Source organism: Citrobacter amalonaticus Y19 (assembly GCF_000981805.1).
Taxonomy (GTDB): domain Bacteria; phylum Pseudomonadota; class Gammaproteobacteria; order Enterobacterales; family Enterobacteriaceae; genus Citrobacter_A; species Citrobacter_A amalonaticus_C.
In genome coordinates this window covers 1,499,600-1,516,310 of the sequence record NZ_CP011132.1, presented here as the reverse complement: position 1 = coordinate 1,516,310, position 16,711 = coordinate 1,499,600, and the positions used below count along the sequence as shown (strand labels likewise).

The window sequence follows — 16,711 nt, the reverse complement described above, 5'->3', positions numbered from 1 at the left end:
TCTTCAGACCCGTCACGCCTTACGTCAACTGGTAGTGCTTATCCGGCATCCGTTTCGGCGGAATGACCGATTCATCATTCATTTGCAGGAGGTCAATTTCGATAGCGTTGCAGATGGCATCAAGAGGTAAGTCATTATTTTCCGTGCCAAAGGGATCCTCCAGTTCTTCTGCCAGCGCGTCCAGAGAAATAAAGGTGTAGGAGATGAGTACCGAAATAAAGGGAGTCATATAGTGCAGATCAACTACCAGGGCGAAAGGCAGCATGATGCAAAACAGATAAACCGTGCGATGGAGGATCAGTGTATAGGCAAACGGCACTGGCGTGTTGGCAATTCTTTCGCATCCGGCAAGCACAGCGGACATGTCGTTTAACCGATTGTTCAGACTGTGAAACAAGATATCCGAGAGCTGCCCGTCGCGACGACGCGTCGCCAGCCATTCTCCCATCATCAGCAAAATGCGGTTTGCCGGAGAGTGAGAAGCAAACACGCGCTGCAGATCTTCCGCGCTAAGATACGTCGCTAAGGGTTCTGCCTGGGGTTTACGCCGCAACGTCATGCGCAGACAGTGCGCAAAGGCAATTTGCAGCCGGACAAACTGCCCTAACTCGCGGTCATCCGGTAAAACCGTTTTGACTTCCCGCAGCAACGAACGGGAAGCGATCATCAGTTGCCCCCAGAGTTGACGCGCCTCAACATAACGGGAGTAACAGGCATTATTGCGAAAGCCCAAAAAGATAGCGATCGCCACGCCGAGAATACTGAACGGCGCGAGAGTAAATTTGATGCCCAGCATCGTATACCACGGCAGCAAGACGATCACGGCAATAGACAACAGAAAATTGAGCAGTAAGCGGGAAGAGATTTTTGCTAACACGGAACCGTGCCAGACGAATATCAGGCGTAACCAGTGCTGTTGCGGACGAACGATCATGACGGTGTTCTGGAAAGAGACGAATCCGGTCATTAAACGTGATCTGGATCAAACATTCAAGCGCGTTTAACGTGACAATGTCACTTCAATGACACTACTGAGCCCTTTCAGCACAGGACTTACAGACAAGCAAATGGGTTAAATAATTTGTATGTTGTAACTACAAAGATAACATAAGAAACCCGGCCTGAGCCGGGTCACTGTTTTAGCACAGCGGTTTCACCGCTTCACGCATTCCCTTCGCCAGAATGGCATCGAGATCGGCCGTCACCTGCTCAACCAGCCCCGCCACTTTCGTCAGGTCTTGTTCCCAGTGCGCTTCTACTGCCAGCACGTCATTCACCAGTTGCTGAGTACCGATCTGGCGATCGCCATGCTGGCTCCAGAGTTGCTGGAAACGGGTTAGCCAGTGCGCATCGTCCTGAACCGGATAAGATTCCCCGCTACGCTCACCACGATAGAAAGCAATCAGCGCGGCTAACGCGAATGTCAGACGAGCCGGAAGTTTGCCGTTCGCCTTCTGCCCTGCCAGTAGCTGCGGGAGAATACGGGTACGGAATTTAGTCATCCCGTTCAGCGCAATCGACAACAACTGGTGCTTGATGTACGGGTTGCGGAAACGTCCGGTTACTGCGCTGGCAAATGATTCCAGTTCATCGCGCGGCAGATCGAGAACCGGGATGATCTCGTTATAAATCGCTTTTTCAACAAAGGCACAAATTTCTGTGTCATTCATCGCTTCGCCGACCGTATCCAGACCGGCCTGGAATGCCACCGGCACCAGCGCGGTGTGTGCACCGTTGAGAATGGCGACTTTGCGCTCTTTATATGGCTTGATATCGTCCACAATCAGAACGTTAAGTGGATATTTGTCGAGACGCAGTTCTGCGGCCAGTGATTTCGGCCCCTGAATGACAAACAGATAGAAGTGTTCGGCGGTATCAAGGAAACCATCGTGATAGCCCAGGTCAGCTTCCAGTTGTGCGGCTTCATCGCGCGGGTAACCCGTGACGATACGGTCCACCAGCGTGGAGCAGAAGACGTTTGCCTGATCAAGCCAGGTAATAAATGCCGCTGGCAGTGACCATTCCTGCGCATAGCGCAGCACCAGTTCACGCAGCGCGTCACCATTATAATCAATCAGTTCGCAAGGGATGATGACCCAGCCTTTATCCTGCGCGCCGTTGAAATGGCTGTAGCGTTCGAACAGCAGACGCGTCAGTTTCGCCGGATAACTTACCGCCGGCGCATCATCAAATTTATCGCCAGCGTGATAGCTGATGCCCGCTTCCGTGGTGTTAGAGAACACAAAACGCATTTCAGGATTGTGCGCCAGTTTCAGGAACGCATCGTAATCACCGTAAACGCTGATTTCACGATTCACCGAACGAATCAGACGTGAATCGCTGACGGCTTCTCCCTGTTCATTCAGACCACGAATGATTGTCGTGTAGAGGCCATCCTGGGTACTGAGTGAAGGTGGGAATGTACTTTCAATAGGTCGAACAATGACCACACCAGAATTCAGATCGGTATGTTCATTCAGGAGATCTACTTGCCAGTCAACAAAGGCGCGAAGGAAGTTACCTTCACCAAACTGAATAATGCGTTCAGGATAGTGAGCACCGGGAAAATCGCGACGGTTAAGTGTTTTCACAATGGGTTCCCTTTCGATTAGTCATACAACCTGATTAAATTGGTAGAACAGGTTAGCAAAACTTTACGAGAGTAAAACCCTGTTTTGATCAATTCATGACGACTATTTATAGAGATTTATAGAAAATCGTGGTGCCGCTCAGCTTTCCATCCGGCATCAGCGCATAGTCCGGGATCTCACCCGCTTTGAGCCAACCACAAGAGTGGTAGAACAACTCTGCGTCGCTTCCCGTTGCGGTATCCAGCACCAGCTGCGTTTTTTGCTGTTGCGTTGCACTCGTTTCCAGCGCCACCATGAGCTGGCGGGCCAGTCCCTGACGACGGGCGCTGGAGTGAACGAGAAGTTTTGCGACGTCCGCGCGATGAGGTTGATTTTCCGGTTGCTGGAGAATGAGTTGAACCGTACCGACAATCACACCAGAAGCGTTGTCGACCGCAAGGACGACGCGTTCGCCTCTGTCCGCGCTTTGCGCAACACCAAGCCAGAACGCACGCGCTTTTGACTGTTCAAACGGTAAAACAAAACTGACGGATGCGCCGCGCGTTACGCAGTCGATCAGGACGTCACAGAGCTCATCGATTCTTGCCTCGATGGCTCCGGCATCCAGCACATAGCAGGGTTTTGATGGGGTCATATTGCCTCCTTAATGGAGACAATACCATGCACTTAACATTGTGATAACACAACGGGCAGTGACATAGGATAATGTTATGCCAGATCGCTTTCGGTGAAGACGGCACTGCCCGTCCGGCGGGCGCTGGTACGATTACGCCCTTCGTTCTTCGAACGGTAAAGACACTCGTCCGCTTCGACCATCAATTTATTGAATACGTCCGTCAGCAAATGGGGGCCGATACTGCCATTCCCGAGGCCAATGCTCACCGTCAAATAGATGTTCTGCTGGTTCCAGGTGAAGGGTTGCTGCGCGACCGCTTTACGGATGTTTTCCGCCAGCAGCATTCCCTCCTCGGGATGCGTCGAAGGGACCACGACGACAAATTCTTCCCCTCCCATACGCGCCACCAGTCCCCGGTCACCGACAATCTGTTGAATGCGCTGAGCAAACACGCTGAGCACCAGATCGCCGCATTCATGGCCGAAGTTGTCATTAATGTTCTTGAAATAGTCGATATCCAGCAGCATGACGGTAATATGCTGCGAACGCGGATATTCCTGACGCTTCAGCGCTTCATAAAGTCCGGAACGGGAATAGACCTGAGTGAGAAAATCGAAATCGGCGCGCAGGGAAACCTGCTTCATCAAGGAATTAATCGCCGCTACGCTGACCGAAACCATAATCGGACAAATCGCCATCGTGGCAATGCCCAGTCGTGCTGAGAACATCTGCGGCGTAGACAACGGCGACTCCACCGCGATATTTATAATCGAATTTGCCACCAGCACAATTTCAACGGCACCGGTAAGAAAGGTCAGCAGACAGGTGACCTGTGGGGTATAACGCACCGCACACCAGATAAGCGCCGGCAACGGAAACGCCAGACTCCCGGCGCCGCCAATAATGACCGATGCCAGTACCGAGATAATTAGCGCCACCACTGGCATCAGTTGTTCTGGTTTAAAGCGTTTTACCGCACCGGGAATCCCCAGCGTCAACATGCAGGGCACAATCAGCACGCCAGTCGAGAACTGCTCGCTAAACCAGTCTGCAACCAGCGGCCAGAATGAAAGTCGGTCGATGCCAACAGACCCCAGCGCCCCCAATATTGCGCAGAGCAGTGCCGCAATCAGACAGTAATTAAATAAGCGTAAGGCACTGATGGGCTCATATTTATTTTTCCCCAGTCGTTTATCGCGGATAACCAGTTGGGCGACAACCACGATAAAAACCATGTTAGAGAGATTAATGACAAGCGACACCCAGCCCCACTCGGTGGTGATCGCATCATACCCCAGCATTGCAACGTAGCTGACGGCATAATAATGCAGTTTATTAAGCCAGACATAACGGGCAAAAACCCCGGCGATCACGCCGTTTAGCGGCCAGAACAGAGAAAGCTCATGCACCAGACGCAGTTCCGCACCAATAAAGTAGAACAGTGTCGTTAAAGCAAAAATAGCGCTGGCATTACGCAGTGGATGACCTTCCAGAAACAACCGGAAAGGTGGAATGTGGAGTGCGTGCATTAAATATCTATCCATATAATTGCCGTTGGCAATTATCTCTGGGTAATGATTATATTATTTAAGAGAATAGCATGAATTATTCTCAAAGATAGTCATCTCCCGCCGCGTTACCCTGTTATTTTGTTAAACGCAGCAATCGTTAACCTTAATTATTAAATGGGTATTTTCAGGAGGGATGTAACCCTTTAATTATTGCTGTTTATTCATCTGGATAACTAACCAGTGATGGATAACGGCGACCACGTATTGTTGCTGTGCCTCGCTCAACGGCTGTCCCTGCGCAATGTTATGCCACTTAGCAAGACAACCGCGACAGCAGGTTGCCGTGGCATGCTGGGCGATAAACACCGGATGACCGCGCATCGGTGTTTGCTTGCCGTCATTAACAGGTAACGCCGGAGCAAGCCGTTTTGCCACAAAATCCGCAGCATGCCTGTCGATAACCTCAGCACCTTTATCCCAGCAATACTGTTTCTCTTTCGTTCCCAGACGAAAGCGGGAGCGAAACGGCGAGCGCGACAGACGGGCAAAAAGCGGATCAAACGTGTTCATCAGTACACTGAGCGTCCCAGTCGTTGGGTGAGTTGTTCCAGAACCGCAATACCTGCCAGCGAATTGCCGGTGGAGTCCAGTTCCGGGCTCCAGACGGCGATCGCCATCTCATGCGGCACAATAGCCACAATCCCCCCACCAACGCCCGACTTCGCAGGTAAGCCAACACGCCACGCAAATTCTCCGGCGTTCTGATACATTCCGCTGGTCGCCATCAGCGCATTGATCTGTCGCGCCTGCATCGGCGTCACCACGGGCTCATCAAGATGAAAGGCTTTTCCCTGGTTCGCGAGAAAGACAAATGTCTTCGCCAGTTCCACACAGCTCATTTTCAGCGCGCAGTAATGAAAATAGTTTTGCAGGACCGTCGTGACGTCATGGTGAAAATTGCCGAAGGATTTCATCAGCCAGGCGATGGCGGCATTGCGGGCGGAATGTTCGAACTCCGAACGGGCCACCACCGCATCATACGCGATATCGGTCACGCCGCTCAGCGCGCGCACGACTTCCAGCATACGCTGACGCGGTGCGCTGAGTCGTCCCTGCAACATATCGCAGACAACCAGCGCCCCGGCATTAATAAACGGATTGCGCGGAATGCCCTGTTCCATTTCTAACTGCACCAGCGAATTAAACGGTGAACCGGACGGATCCTTCCCCACCCGTTGCCAGATCTCATCCTCAGAATAGTGGCGCATCGCCACTACCAGACTGAGCACCTTCGAAATTGACTGAATGGAAAAGCGTTCTGTCGCATCCCCGGCATGCCAGAGTTGTCCCTCCACGGTGCAAATCGCAATACCCAGCCGGGAACCCTCAACCGAAGCAAGCGCAGGAATATAATCCGCGACCTTGCCCTGACCAATCAGCGGGCGAACTTCCGCCAGAATGGTCTCTAAAATTGAATTGTCCAGGGTGATTGCCACACCACACTCCTTGCCTGCCGGTCTGAAATGGGCTGCGAGTATAGCAGAGCTAAATACCTCACGTCAGGCCGGAAGACGGAATCTCGCCACGGCGTGAATCAACTGATGCGATTCATGATGCAACTGCTGAGAGGAGGCGGATGCCATATCCACCAGTTCGCGGGTATCGCGGGCAACCAGATTCAGCGCCTGCAACTGGCGTGTCATTTGATGGATCCGGGTTCCCTGATGCAGCGTTGCGGCTGAGATATCATTCAGCGAGGCGCCCAGATTCTCCACCAGCGCGATCACCTGTTGCAGATTTTCTTCCAGATGCGTCACCGCGCTCGACCCTTCTTCTATTCCCTGCAATGAATGATAGATCAGCGCCTGAATATCCTGCGTAGACTGACTGCTCTTACGCGCCAGCAGTCCTACCTCTTTTGCCACCACCGCAAAGCCGCGTCCCTGCTCACCGGCATGGGCGGCTTCAATGGCCGCGTTCAGCGCCAGGATGTTGGTCTGAAAGGCGACGTTATCGATCAGCGCAATAATCCCGCGCATCTCTGCCGAGCGCGTCACGATCGCCTGCATCGAACGATTCACGGTATCCATCATTCTGTCACCGCCAGCCGCAATGGCACGGGCTTCTTCCGCACGCTGATTCGCCAGTTGGGCAAATCCGCTGTTGTCTTCAACGTGCGTTTCCAGCACAGAAATATGTGAGGTGACGTTATTCAGCTCCTCGTTCTGCTTTGCGGACTGCTGATACAGCCGCGTATTATTCTGCGCCAGCTTTTCAATATTGTCGGCCATCGCCGTGGTCGCTTCGCTGACCTGCAGGACTAACTCGCGCAGTCCCTGCTGCATCGAACCGATACGCACCTGGAGCTGCGACACTTCCCGGTTAGCCACAGGCACCGCAGGAAGCGGTTGTGAAAGATCGCCTGCCGCCAGAATATCAATGTGCGCTATCAGCCGACGCAGCGGAGAAATGACCCAGCGCGACATTCCCCACCAGACCGCGACCGCCGTAGCCAGCAGCATCACTGGCAGTAACAAGAACAGATGTTGGAGATCCAGCAGGCGATCCAGCAACTGCTGTCGTCCGCTTTCCCGCGCCTGCGCGGTGACCTTTTGCACTCTGGCATAGTTATCATTGAAATCGGCCTGAAACGCCTGAATGGGCACGGCGAAGAACGCATCAATCGACTGCGTCTTGCTTAACCCTGTCACCTGTTCCTGGATGCCGTCGCTGAAGCGCTGATAGCTGTCGACAAGCCCGTCGTCCGCCTGCGGGCTCATCTCACGCCACGCCTGCCAGGCGGTTGTCGACTGGGTTAACGCCTGCTGGGCTTCGTCGATCAGCGGCTGCCAGCTTCCTTCAGAACCCGTGGCCGCGTCCTGCATAAAGTAGACCCCCGCCCGGTTGAGCAGATCGCTGGCTGTCAGTAGCGCAATCCGCGCCTCTTCAACTTTTGTCTGCTGACGCAGCGCCAGTTGGTTACGCTGTTCATTTTCCCGGGCCTGACTGACGGAAATCGACAGCATCAGCGACGAGGTCAGTTGCAGCACGGAAAACAGCGCAATGATGCAAAAAATCCCGGTCAACAGGCCAAACTGCTGGGGTAAAAAACGGCGCGCCAGGCGACGTAAAGTTTGAGTTAAGTTCATAATATTCTTCAGTATCAACACGTTAATCGCGAGTCTACGAAGCGTAAATGACAAAACTATGGCAGAAATGTGACAAGACGCCCCGCAGGGCGTCAGAAAGATCAGCGTCGGTTCTTCCAGACGGTCTGCGCATTACAAAACTCGTGCAGACCAAAGTGCGAGAGTTCGCGACCAAAACCGCTCTTCTTCACGCCGCCAAAGGCCACCCTGGCATCACTGGCGCTAAAGCCGTTGATAAAGACACCGCCGCATTCCAGACGCGCGGCCATCTCCTGTGCGCGGGCGTCATCGGCGGTAAAGACGGTTGCAGAGAGACCAAAATCACTGCAGTTTGCCAGTTCCAGCGCGTGTTCAGCACTCTTCGCCACGCCGATTGCCGCAACCGGCCCGAAAAGTTCTTCGCGAAACGCCGTCATCTCCGGGGTCACATTCGTCAGCACGGTGGCCGGATAATAGTTCCCCTCAGCGGATGGCTTCTCGCCGCCAAGCACTAGCTGAGCGCCTTCGGCGATCGTAGCCAGCACCTGCTGATGCAATTCATCACGCAGGTCGGCACGCGCCATGGGGCCGAGTTCAGTCTCCTCCGCCAGCGGATCGCCCTGCTTCAGCGCACCCGCTGCCGCCACAAAGCGCTCGATAAAGCGCTCAGCGATCCCCTCTTCGAGGATAAAGCGTTTCGCCGCAGCGCAAACCTGTCCGCTATTCTGATAGCGTCCGGCCACTGCCGCCTGCACCGCCAGATCCAGATCGGCATCGTTAAGCACAATAAACGGATCGGAACCGCCCAACTCCAGCACGCATTTTTTCAGCGCCGCGCCGGCCTGAGCGCCAATGGCCGCCCCGGCTCGCACGCTGCCGGTCACCGTCACGGCCGCAATGCGCGGATCCTGAATCAGCGTACTGACACCCTGATTATCCGCATTCAGCCAGCCGTAAACGCCAGCGGGGATCGCCGCATCGGCAAAAACCTGGCTTATGACCTGCGCGCAGCCGGTGACGTTGGGAGCCGGCTTAAGCAGGTACCCATTCCCGGCCAGTAAAATCGGCACCGCTCCGCGCAGCACCTGCCACAGCGGAAAGTTCCACGGCATCACCGCCAGAATAGTGCCTAAGGGACGATACTCAATCACTGCCTGATGGTTTTCCACCTGTGTCGGTTCGGCGGTCAGCATCGCCGGACCGTGTTCCGCATACCAGTCACACAGCGCCGCCGATTTGGCGACCTCCGCACGCGCCTGTTTGATGGGTTTGCCCATCTCGCGGGTAATACACTGCGCCATCTCTTCGCCACGCGCGCGTAAAGCCTGGCCGATGTCGCGTAACTTCTGCGCCCGGTGCGCTACCGTTGTCTGTTTCCAGCCGCGCAATCCCGTCGCAGCAAGCTGTAGCGCCTGCTCGATGTCCTGAGCCGTAGACCACGGCAGCGCCGAAAGATGTTCGCCATTGTGCGGGTTGATGGAAATGGCATGGGTTGCCGATGAAATCGTCATACAGTCTCTCCGTCGTTCTTGATGTCATCATCATGGACGCGTTTACTCTTTCCGAAAAATGAATAATATTGATGAAACTATTCACGATGAGAGAATGCCATGGATCTGACCCAACTGGAGATGTTTAACGCGGTTGCCGAAACGGGCAGCATCACCCAGGCCGCGGCGAAGGTGCATCGTGTCCCTTCCAATCTCACTACCCGTATTCGCCAACTGGAGACTGACCTCGGCGTCGATCTGTTTATTCGCGAGAACCAGCGCCTTCGCCTTTCCCCGGCCGGGCACAACTTTCTGCGCTACAGTCAGCAGATCCTCGCGCTGGTTGACGAGGCGCGGATGGTCGTTGCCGGCGATGAACCCCAGGGGCTATTTTCGCTGGGCGCGCTGGAGAGCACCGCCGCCGTGCGCATTCCGGCCACGCTTGCCCGCTACAATCAACGCTACCCCAAAATCCAGTTCTCCCTGGCGACCGGCCCTTCTGGCACTATGCTGGACGGCGTGCTTGACGGTCATCTCAACGCCGCGTTTGTTGACGGGCCGATTACCCATCCTGGTCTTGAAGGAATGCCGGTGTACCAGGAAGAGATGATGGTGGTCACGCCACACGGGCATGCGCCGGTGACGCGCGCCAGCGAGGTCAACGGCAGCAATATTTACGCCTTTCGCGCCAACTGCTCCTATCGCCGCCATTTCGAAAGCTGGTTTCATGCCGATCGGGCGATGCCGGGCACGATCCACGAAATGGAGTCCTATCACGGCATGCTGGCCTGTGTGATTGCCGGAGCCGGTATCGCGCTGATCCCCCGCTCGATGCTGGAAAGTATGCCCGGACATCAGCAGGTCGAAGCCTGGCCATTGGCCGGGAACTGGCGCTGGCTGACCACATGGCTGGTCTGGCGACGCGGTGCGATGATGCGCCAACTGGAAGCGTTCATTGAGCTGTTGACAGAACAGCGCTAAAACGAGATCTGAATCACAAAACGATTGTCTTTTCATCCGCAAACGTTTTAAGATCCCCTTCTCTCCTTTTTCGCAACGAACCGATTCATTTTTATGACAACTCAAACGGTTTCCCGCAAGGTCGCGTGGTTACGGGTCGTTACGCTGGCTATTGCTGCGTTTATTTTCAATACCACCGAATTTGTCCCTGTGGGCCTGCTTTCCGACATCGCGCAAAGTTTTAATATGCAGACCGCGCAGGTCGGGATCATGCTGACGATCTACGCCTGGGTTGTCGCGCTGATGTCCCTGCCGTTCATGCTGCTGACCAGCCAGGTTGAGCGACGCAAACTGCTGATTTGCCTGTTTGTTCTGTTCATCGCCAGCCATGTGCTCTCTTTCCTGGCATGGAACTTCACCGTGCTGGTGATAAGCCGTATCGGGATTGCCTTTGCGCATGCGATCTTCTGGTCGATTACCGCCTCACTGGCAATCCGCCTCGCCCCGGCAGGCAAACGCGCTCAGGCATTAAGTTTGCTGGCTACCGGCACGGCGCTGGCGATGGTGCTGGGCTTACCGCTCGGGCGTATTGTCGGTCAGTATTTTGGCTGGCGAACCACGTTCTTCGCTATCGGGATGGGGGCGTTAATTACCCTGATTTGCCTGATCAAACTGCTGCCGAAATTGCCAAGTGAACACTCCGGCTCGCTGAAAAGTCTGCCGCTGCTGTTCCGTCGTCCGGCGCTGATGAGCCTCTACCTGTTGACGGTGGTGGTGGTGACGGCGCACTACACCGCGTACAGCTATATCGAACCGTTTGTGCAGACCGTTGCCGGACTGAGCGCGAATTTCGCCACCATCCTGTTACTGGTGCTGGGCGGCGCGGGCATTATCGGCAGCGTTATCTTTGGTAAGCTCGGCAATCGCCACGCGTCGGCGCTCATTACCGTTGCCATTGCGCTGCTGCTGGCCTGTCTGGTGCTGCTGTTACCAGCCGCCGACAGTGAATCTCATCTGGCTGTCCTGAGTATATTCTGGGGGATTGCCATTATGGTCATTGGCCTCGGGATGCAGGTTAAAGTGCTGGCGCTGGCCCCGGACGCCACGGATGTGGCGATGGCGCTGTTCTCCGGCATTTTCAATATTGGTATTGGCGCGGGCGCGTTGGTGGGCAATCAGGTGAGCCTGCACTGGTCGATGTCAACCATTGGCTACGTGGGCGCCATTCCGGCGCTTGCCGCGCTTATCTGGTCGGTGATTATCTTTCGTAAATGGCCGGTCTCGCTGGAAGAGCAGCCACAGCATTCCTGACAGATGGCCCGGTCATGACGACCGGGCTTTTTTTCAGTAGGTTTTAATAATTTCCAGCACGCCGTTAATAATAAACTGCACGCCCATACAAACCAGCAGGAAGCCCATCAGGCGGGAAATGGCTTCAATACCGCCCTTGCCCACCAGACGCATAATCGCCCCGGAACTGCGTAAGCATCCCCACAGGATCACCGCCACCAGCACAAAAATGATCGGCGGCGCGACGGTAATCACCCAGGCAGGAAAATCCGCGCCGTGACGCACCGTTGAGGCGGAGCTGATAATCATCGCAATGGTTCCCGGCCCCGCCGTACTTGGCATCGCCAGCGGCACAAAGGCAATATTGGCGGTCGGTTCGTCTTCCAGTTCTTCCGACTTACTCCGCGCCTCAGGCGAGTCATGCGCTTTTTGCTGCGGAAACAGCATGCGGAAACCGATAAACGCCACAATTAAGCCCCCGGCGATGCGCAGACCCGGAATGGAGATGCCGAAGGTATTCATCACCAGTTGGCCCGCATAATAGGCCACCATCATAATGGCGAACACGTAAACCGAAGCCATTAGCGACTGGTGGTTACGTTCTGCGCTGTTCATGTTCCCGGCAAGACCGAGGAACAGCGCGACGGTCGTCAGCGGATTCGCCAGAGGGAGAATCACCACCAGCCCCAGCCCTATTGCTTTAAACAAATCCATCATATTGGCCGTCATTCCTGTTTCACTCATGTATTAGCGGCAAGTATAAGTGGAAAACCATGACGTTAGCCATTCTGACGCTGTAAGGATTCGTTATCGGTTTTAAACATAACCGGTAATTATCATTAACTAAATAAAGTGTGACGTGAAGCGCGGCTTTTCGCTTTTAGCAATTCGTGTGATCGGTAAATCCATTCGTTTGACTTATAGTTGCCTGGGCAATATTATCTGCCGTAACTAACTACTTGCCAGGGCAACCATTGTGAAAAGCACCAGTGACTTATTCAATGAAATCATCCCACTGGGGCGCTTGATCTACATGGTCAATCAGAAAAAAGATCGTCTTTTGAACGACTATCTCTCACCGCTGGATATCACAGCAGCACAGTTTAAGGTGCTCTGCTCTATCCGCTGTGCGGGCTGTATTACCCCGGTTGAACTGAAAAAAGTGCTGTCTGTCGATCTCGGCGCCTTAACGCGCATGCTCGATCGTCTGGTCTGCAAAGGCTGGATTGACAGACTTCCTAACCCGAATGACAAGCGCGGTGTGCTGGTGAAACTCACCGAACATGGCGCGGCAATTTGTGAGCAATGTCATCAATTAGTAGGACAAGACCTGCACCAGGAATTAACAAAAAACTTAACGGCGGACGAAGTCGCAACGCTTGAGCATTTGCTTAAGAAAGTCCTGCCGTAAAACAAGAAGAGGTATGACGATGTCCAGACGCAATACTGACGCTATCACCATTCATAGCATTTTGGACTGGATCGAAGATAACCTGGAATCGCCGCTCTCACTGGAAAAAGTGTCTGAGCGTTCAGGTTACTCCAAATGGCACCTGCAACGGATGTTCAAAAAAGAAACCGGCCATTCATTAGGCCAGTACATCCGCAGCCGTAAAATGACCGAAATAGCGCAAAAATTAAAAGAAAGTAACGAGCCGATTTTATATCTGGCGGAACGTTACGGTTTCGAGTCGCAGCAGACGCTGACCCGGACATTTAAAAACTATTTCGACGTTCCGCCGCATAAATTCCGTATTACCAATATGCACGGCGAATCCCGGTATTTGCTGCCGCTGAATCATTGTAACTAACCATCGCCTGTAAACGACGTAATCGAGGAAATCATGAAACTGTTGTCTTCTGCCATGCTGGCCCTGCTGCTTGTTGTCTCAGGTCAGAGCGTCGCAGAGCAATCCGCGCAGCCCACCACGACCAACAGTCGTGACACGATGATTGTCCCCACTTCGCAGGAACAGTCGCCGTTTGATTTTAATCACATGGGCGCGGGAAGCGATAAGTCCGACGAACTGGGCGTGCCCTATTACAACCAGCACCGCCTGTGATTCGTTTTTGCCCTGCTCATGCAGGGCTTTTTTTTACCCTCTCACCGACGCCGTTTTGCGCCAGCGAAAGCCAAACACGTTGATGTACAGACCCGCCATAATCAGCACCGCGCCAAACAACTGCAGCGCGCTTAGCGTTTCGTCGAGCAGCAGCGACGCGCTTGCCAGCCCCACCACCGGCACCAACAAAGAGAGCGGCGCGACACGCCAGGTTTCATAGCGACCGAGCAGCGTTCCCCAGATCCCGTAGCCGACAATCGTGGCGACAAAGGCCAGATAGACCAGCGATAGGATCGTTGTCAGATCGATGGCAATCAGGCTTTGCGCAATTTGCGGCGCGCCGTCGAGAAACAGCGAGGCCGCAAAAAACGGCAGGATCGGGATCAGCGCGCTCCAGACCACCAGCGACATCACCGGCGGGCGCGAGGCATGCCCCATTATTTTTTTGTTGAAGATATTGCCGCAGGCCCAACTGAATGCCGCCGCCAGCGTCAGCATAAAGCCGAGCAGCGCCACATGCTGTCCGTTGAGACTGCCTTCAATCAGTACCAGAACGCCAAAGACGGCGAGCGCAATCCCGGCTATTTGTTTGCCCTGCAACCGTTCGCCAAAAGCAAATGCCCCCAGGACGATGGTGAAGAAGGCCTGCGCCTGCAACACCAGCGACGCCAGTCCTGCCGGCATACCGAATTTGATCGCGCAAAACAGAAAGGCAAACTGGCCGAAGCTTATCGTCAGGCCATAACCGAGCAGCAGCGAAAGCGGAATACGCGGACGCGCAACAAAGAATATGGCCGGAAATGCCACCAGTAAAAAGCGTAACCCCGCCAGCATCAGCGGCGGCATCGCGTGCAGCCCGACCTTAATGACGACAAAATTCAGCCCCCAAACCACCACCACCAGTAATGCCAACAGCCCGTCTTTGCGCGTCATACCACGGCTCCGCGAAGTTTAAATTTTTGTTAACAAGTTAAAGTAACGGAAATCTGTTCCCCGCAACAGATCATAAATTCTGGTAGGGATAGCAGTGCACAATAGAACAATTTATCCGCTATACATCACAATTTTGCCGTGCTATTTCTTTACATATCTAAAAAAAACATAACGAATCGCACTGTCGGGCAGATACATGAACAAGACGCTGAGACGATCCACCCTCGCTTTACTCGCCTCCTCACTGTTACTGACGATCGGTCGTGGCGCAACGCTGCCCTTCATGACCATTTATCTGAATCGCCAGTACGACCTGGGCGTGGATCTGATCGGCTATGCCATGACCATCGCGCTGACCATCGGCGTGGTCTTTAGCCTCGGTTTTGGCATTCTGGCGGATAAGTTCGACAAGAAACGCTACATGCTGCTGGCTATTTCCGCCTTTGCCCTGGGCTTTATCGCCATTCCGCTGGTTCATAGCGTGGTGCTGGTAGTACTGCTCTTTGCCCTGATTAACTGCGCCTACTCGGTATTTGCCACCGTGCTGAAAGCCTGGTTTGCCGACAATCTCTCACCCGGCGCGAAGGCGAAAATCTTCTCGCTGAACTATACGGTGCTGAATATCGGCTGGACGGTGGGCCCGCCGCTCGGCACGCTGCTGGTGATGCAGAGCATCAACTTGCCCTTCTGGCTCGCAGCAATCTGCTCCGCCTTTCCGCTGGTGTTTATCCAGTTGCTGGTCAAGCGCTCTGTCGCCGCCGTCGATGTTGATAACAGCGTCGCCTGGTCACCTTCCGTGCTACTGCGCGATAAAGCGCTGTTCTGGTTCACGCTGTCGGCATTTCTGGCCTCGTTTGTAAGCGGCGCATTTGCATCCTGCCTCTCCCAGTATGTCATGGTTGTTGCCGATGGCGATTTTGCAGAGAAAGTGGTGGCAGTGGTGTTGCCCGTCAACGCCGCGGTGGTCGTCAGCTTGCAGTATGCGCTGGGACGCAGACTGACACCGGAAAATATTCGCCCTCTGATGGCCTTTGGCACGGTCTGTTTTGTGATTGGCATTGGCGGGTTCATGATCTCCGGTAACAGCCTGCTATTGTGGGGTGTTTCCGCCGCGATTTTTACCCTGGGTGAAGTTATCTACGCGCCGGGAGAATACATGCTGATCGATAACATCGCCCCTCCGGGCATGAAGGCCAGCTATTTTTCCGCGCAGTCGCTGGGCTGGCTGGGAGCGGCGGTTAATCCGCTGGCAAGCGGCGTCATTCTGACCACGTTCCCCGCGTGGACGCTGTTCGTCGTCCTGATGGTGGCGATTATTGCCGCGTGGGCGCTGATGCTTAAAGGCATGCGCGCCAGGCCCTGGGGCCAGGCGGCGCTGTGCTGATCCGCTGTCGTGCAGGCGCTGGCCTGCACGTTCGTCAGATAGCCACTAATCCACGTACCCCTTCCGACGCCATATTTTCGCCACGCCCGCGTTGAATAATGCTGCCGCGCGACATCAGCAGATAGTTATCCGCCAGTTCTGCCGCAAAGTCGTAGAACTGCTCAACCAGCAGAATCGCCATGTCGCCGCGACGGGCAAGTTGGGCGATCACCTGACCTATCTCTTTGATAACCGAAGGCTGAATGCCCTCCGTCGGCTCATCGAGAATCAACAATTGCGGACGACTCGCCAGCGCACGACCAATCGCCAGTTGCTGCTGCTGACCGCCCGAGAGATCGCCGCCGCGCCGCTGTTTCATCTCTTTCAGTACCGGGAACAGCGTGTAGATCTCGTCCGGTAACACTTTGGCTTCGCGCGATGAAAAACGCGACAACCCCAGCAGCAGATTTTCTTCGACCGTCAGTCGCGGGAATATTTCGCGGCCCTGCGGCACATACGCGATGCCAGCTTGTACCCGCTGGTGCGGCTTGCGATGGGTAATGTTCTTCTCCTGCCAGGTCACCGTTCCGCTGCGTGCCGGTATCAGCCCCATCAAACACTTCAGCAAGGTGGTTTTTCCCACGCCGTTGCGCCCCAGCAGGCAGGTCACTTCGCCAGGCCTGGCATCAAAGGTGACGCCGCGCAGAATATGGCTGCCACCGTAATACTGATTCAGTTCACTCACCTGTAGCATCTTCTGCACTCC

General features: G+C 54.5%; 17 protein-coding genes. 6 read left to right on the top strand and 11 right to left on the bottom strand.

Features of this window, described 5'->3' with window-relative positions; translation table 11 throughout:
* Positions 1-19: 19 nt before the first annotated feature.
* The 8 genes from F384_RS06985 to sad form a co-directional block, all read right to left on the bottom strand.
* Positions 20-934: a bestrophin family protein gene (locus F384_RS06985; protein WP_046497851.1), complete on the bottom strand. Its 915-nt coding sequence runs from the start codon at positions 932-934 to the stop codon at positions 20-22.
* Positions 935-1,139: 205 nt separating this feature from the next.
* Entirely contained in the window at positions 1,140-2,591 is a 1,452-nt protein-coding gene (locus tag F384_RS06980) for a tagaturonate reductase (protein ID WP_046480805.1), read from the bottom strand.
* 106 nt (positions 2,592-2,697) lie between these two features.
* Positions 2,698-3,225, bottom strand: a complete 528-nt coding sequence (locus tag F384_RS06975; protein WP_046480804.1) for a GNAT family N-acetyltransferase — start codon at positions 3,223-3,225, stop codon at positions 2,698-2,700.
* Between the two features lie 74 nt (positions 3,226-3,299).
* Positions 3,300-4,736, bottom strand: a complete 1,437-nt coding sequence (locus tag F384_RS06970) for a diguanylate cyclase (RefSeq protein ID WP_046480802.1) — start codon at positions 4,734-4,736, stop codon at positions 3,300-3,302.
* A gap of 189 nt (positions 4,737-4,925) precedes the next feature.
* Positions 4,926-5,288, bottom strand: a complete 363-nt coding sequence (locus F384_RS06965; RefSeq protein WP_046480800.1) for a DUF4186 domain-containing protein — start codon at positions 5,286-5,288, stop codon at positions 4,926-4,928.
* Entirely contained in the window at positions 5,288-6,214 is a 927-nt protein-coding gene (glsB, locus tag F384_RS06960) for a glutaminase B (protein ID WP_046480798.1), read from the bottom strand. Before glsB ends, F384_RS06965 begins: the two co-directional genes overlap by 1 nt.
* A 63-nt stretch (positions 6,215-6,277) precedes the next feature.
* Positions 6,278-7,867 carry a methyl-accepting chemotaxis protein gene (locus F384_RS06955; RefSeq protein WP_046480796.1) on the bottom strand — a complete coding sequence of 530 codons (1,590 nt, stop codon included), beginning with the start codon at positions 7,865-7,867 and terminating at the stop codon, positions 6,278-6,280.
* 101 nt (positions 7,868-7,968) lie between these two features.
* Positions 7,969-9,357, bottom strand: coding sequence for a succinate-semialdehyde dehydrogenase (sad, locus tag F384_RS06950; protein ID WP_046480795.1), 1,389 nt, complete (start codon positions 9,355-9,357; stop codon positions 7,969-7,971).
* Between the two features lie 99 nt (positions 9,358-9,456).
* Between sad and ptrR the strand changes: the two genes are divergently transcribed.
* Both ptrR and F384_RS06940 read left to right on the top strand, forming a co-directional pair.
* Complete coding sequence (gene ptrR / locus F384_RS06945) at positions 9,457-10,317, top strand: putrescine utilization regulator PtrR (RefSeq protein ID WP_046480793.1); 861 nt, start codon at positions 9,457-9,459, stop codon at positions 10,315-10,317.
* Between the two features lie 93 nt (positions 10,318-10,410).
* The gene (locus tag F384_RS06940) at positions 10,411-11,607 is read left to right on the top strand and encodes a sugar transporter (protein WP_046480792.1); all 1,197 of its coding nucleotides are present in this window, start codon (positions 10,411-10,413) and stop codon (positions 11,605-11,607) included.
* A 33-nt stretch (positions 11,608-11,640) separates the two neighbouring features.
* Here F384_RS06940 and F384_RS06935 read toward each other — a convergent pair whose 3' ends face one another.
* A complete protein-coding gene (locus F384_RS06935; protein ID WP_046480790.1) occupies positions 11,641-12,303 on the bottom strand; it encodes a MarC family NAAT transporter in 663 nt (220 codons plus the stop codon).
* A 259-nt stretch (positions 12,304-12,562) separates the two neighbouring features.
* Here F384_RS06935 and marR point away from each other — a divergent pair, with 259 nt between their 5' ends.
* The 3 genes from marR to marB are packed head-to-tail and all read left to right on the top strand — an operon-like array spanning position 12,563 to position 13,649.
* Entirely contained in the window at positions 12,563-12,997 is a 435-nt protein-coding gene (gene marR / locus F384_RS06930; RefSeq protein ID WP_046480788.1) for a multiple antibiotic resistance transcriptional regulator MarR, read from the top strand.
* A 19-nt stretch (positions 12,998-13,016) separates the two neighbouring features.
* The gene (marA, locus tag F384_RS06925) at positions 13,017-13,397 is read left to right on the top strand and encodes an MDR efflux pump AcrAB transcriptional activator MarA (protein WP_152404738.1); all 381 of its coding nucleotides are present in this window, start codon (positions 13,017-13,019) and stop codon (positions 13,395-13,397) included.
* A gap of 33 nt (positions 13,398-13,430) precedes the next feature.
* Positions 13,431-13,649 (top strand): multiple antibiotic resistance protein MarB, encoded by a 219-nt coding sequence (gene marB, locus F384_RS06920; protein WP_046480785.1) that lies wholly within the window; start codon positions 13,431-13,433, stop codon positions 13,647-13,649.
* Positions 13,650-13,682: 33 nt separating this feature from the next.
* On the opposite strand, the gene eamA is transcribed toward marB, so the two are convergent.
* Positions 13,683-14,582: an O-acetylserine/cysteine exporter gene (gene eamA, locus F384_RS06915; protein ID WP_046480783.1), complete on the bottom strand. Its 900-nt coding sequence runs from the start codon at positions 14,580-14,582 to the stop codon at positions 13,683-13,685.
* Positions 14,583-14,778: 196 nt separating this feature from the next.
* Between eamA and ydeE the strand changes: the two genes are divergently transcribed.
* On the top strand, positions 14,779-15,966 hold the full coding sequence (gene ydeE, locus F384_RS06910; protein WP_046480782.1) for an efflux MFS transporter YdeE: 1,188 nt from the start codon (positions 14,779-14,781) through the stop codon (positions 15,964-15,966).
* Between the two features lie 34 nt (positions 15,967-16,000).
* On the opposite strand, the gene urtE is transcribed toward ydeE, so the two are convergent.
* Positions 16,001-16,699 (bottom strand): urea ABC transporter ATP-binding subunit UrtE, encoded by a 699-nt coding sequence (urtE, locus tag F384_RS06905; RefSeq protein WP_046480781.1) that lies wholly within the window; start codon positions 16,697-16,699, stop codon positions 16,001-16,003.
* Positions 16,700-16,711: the final 12 nt, after the last annotated feature.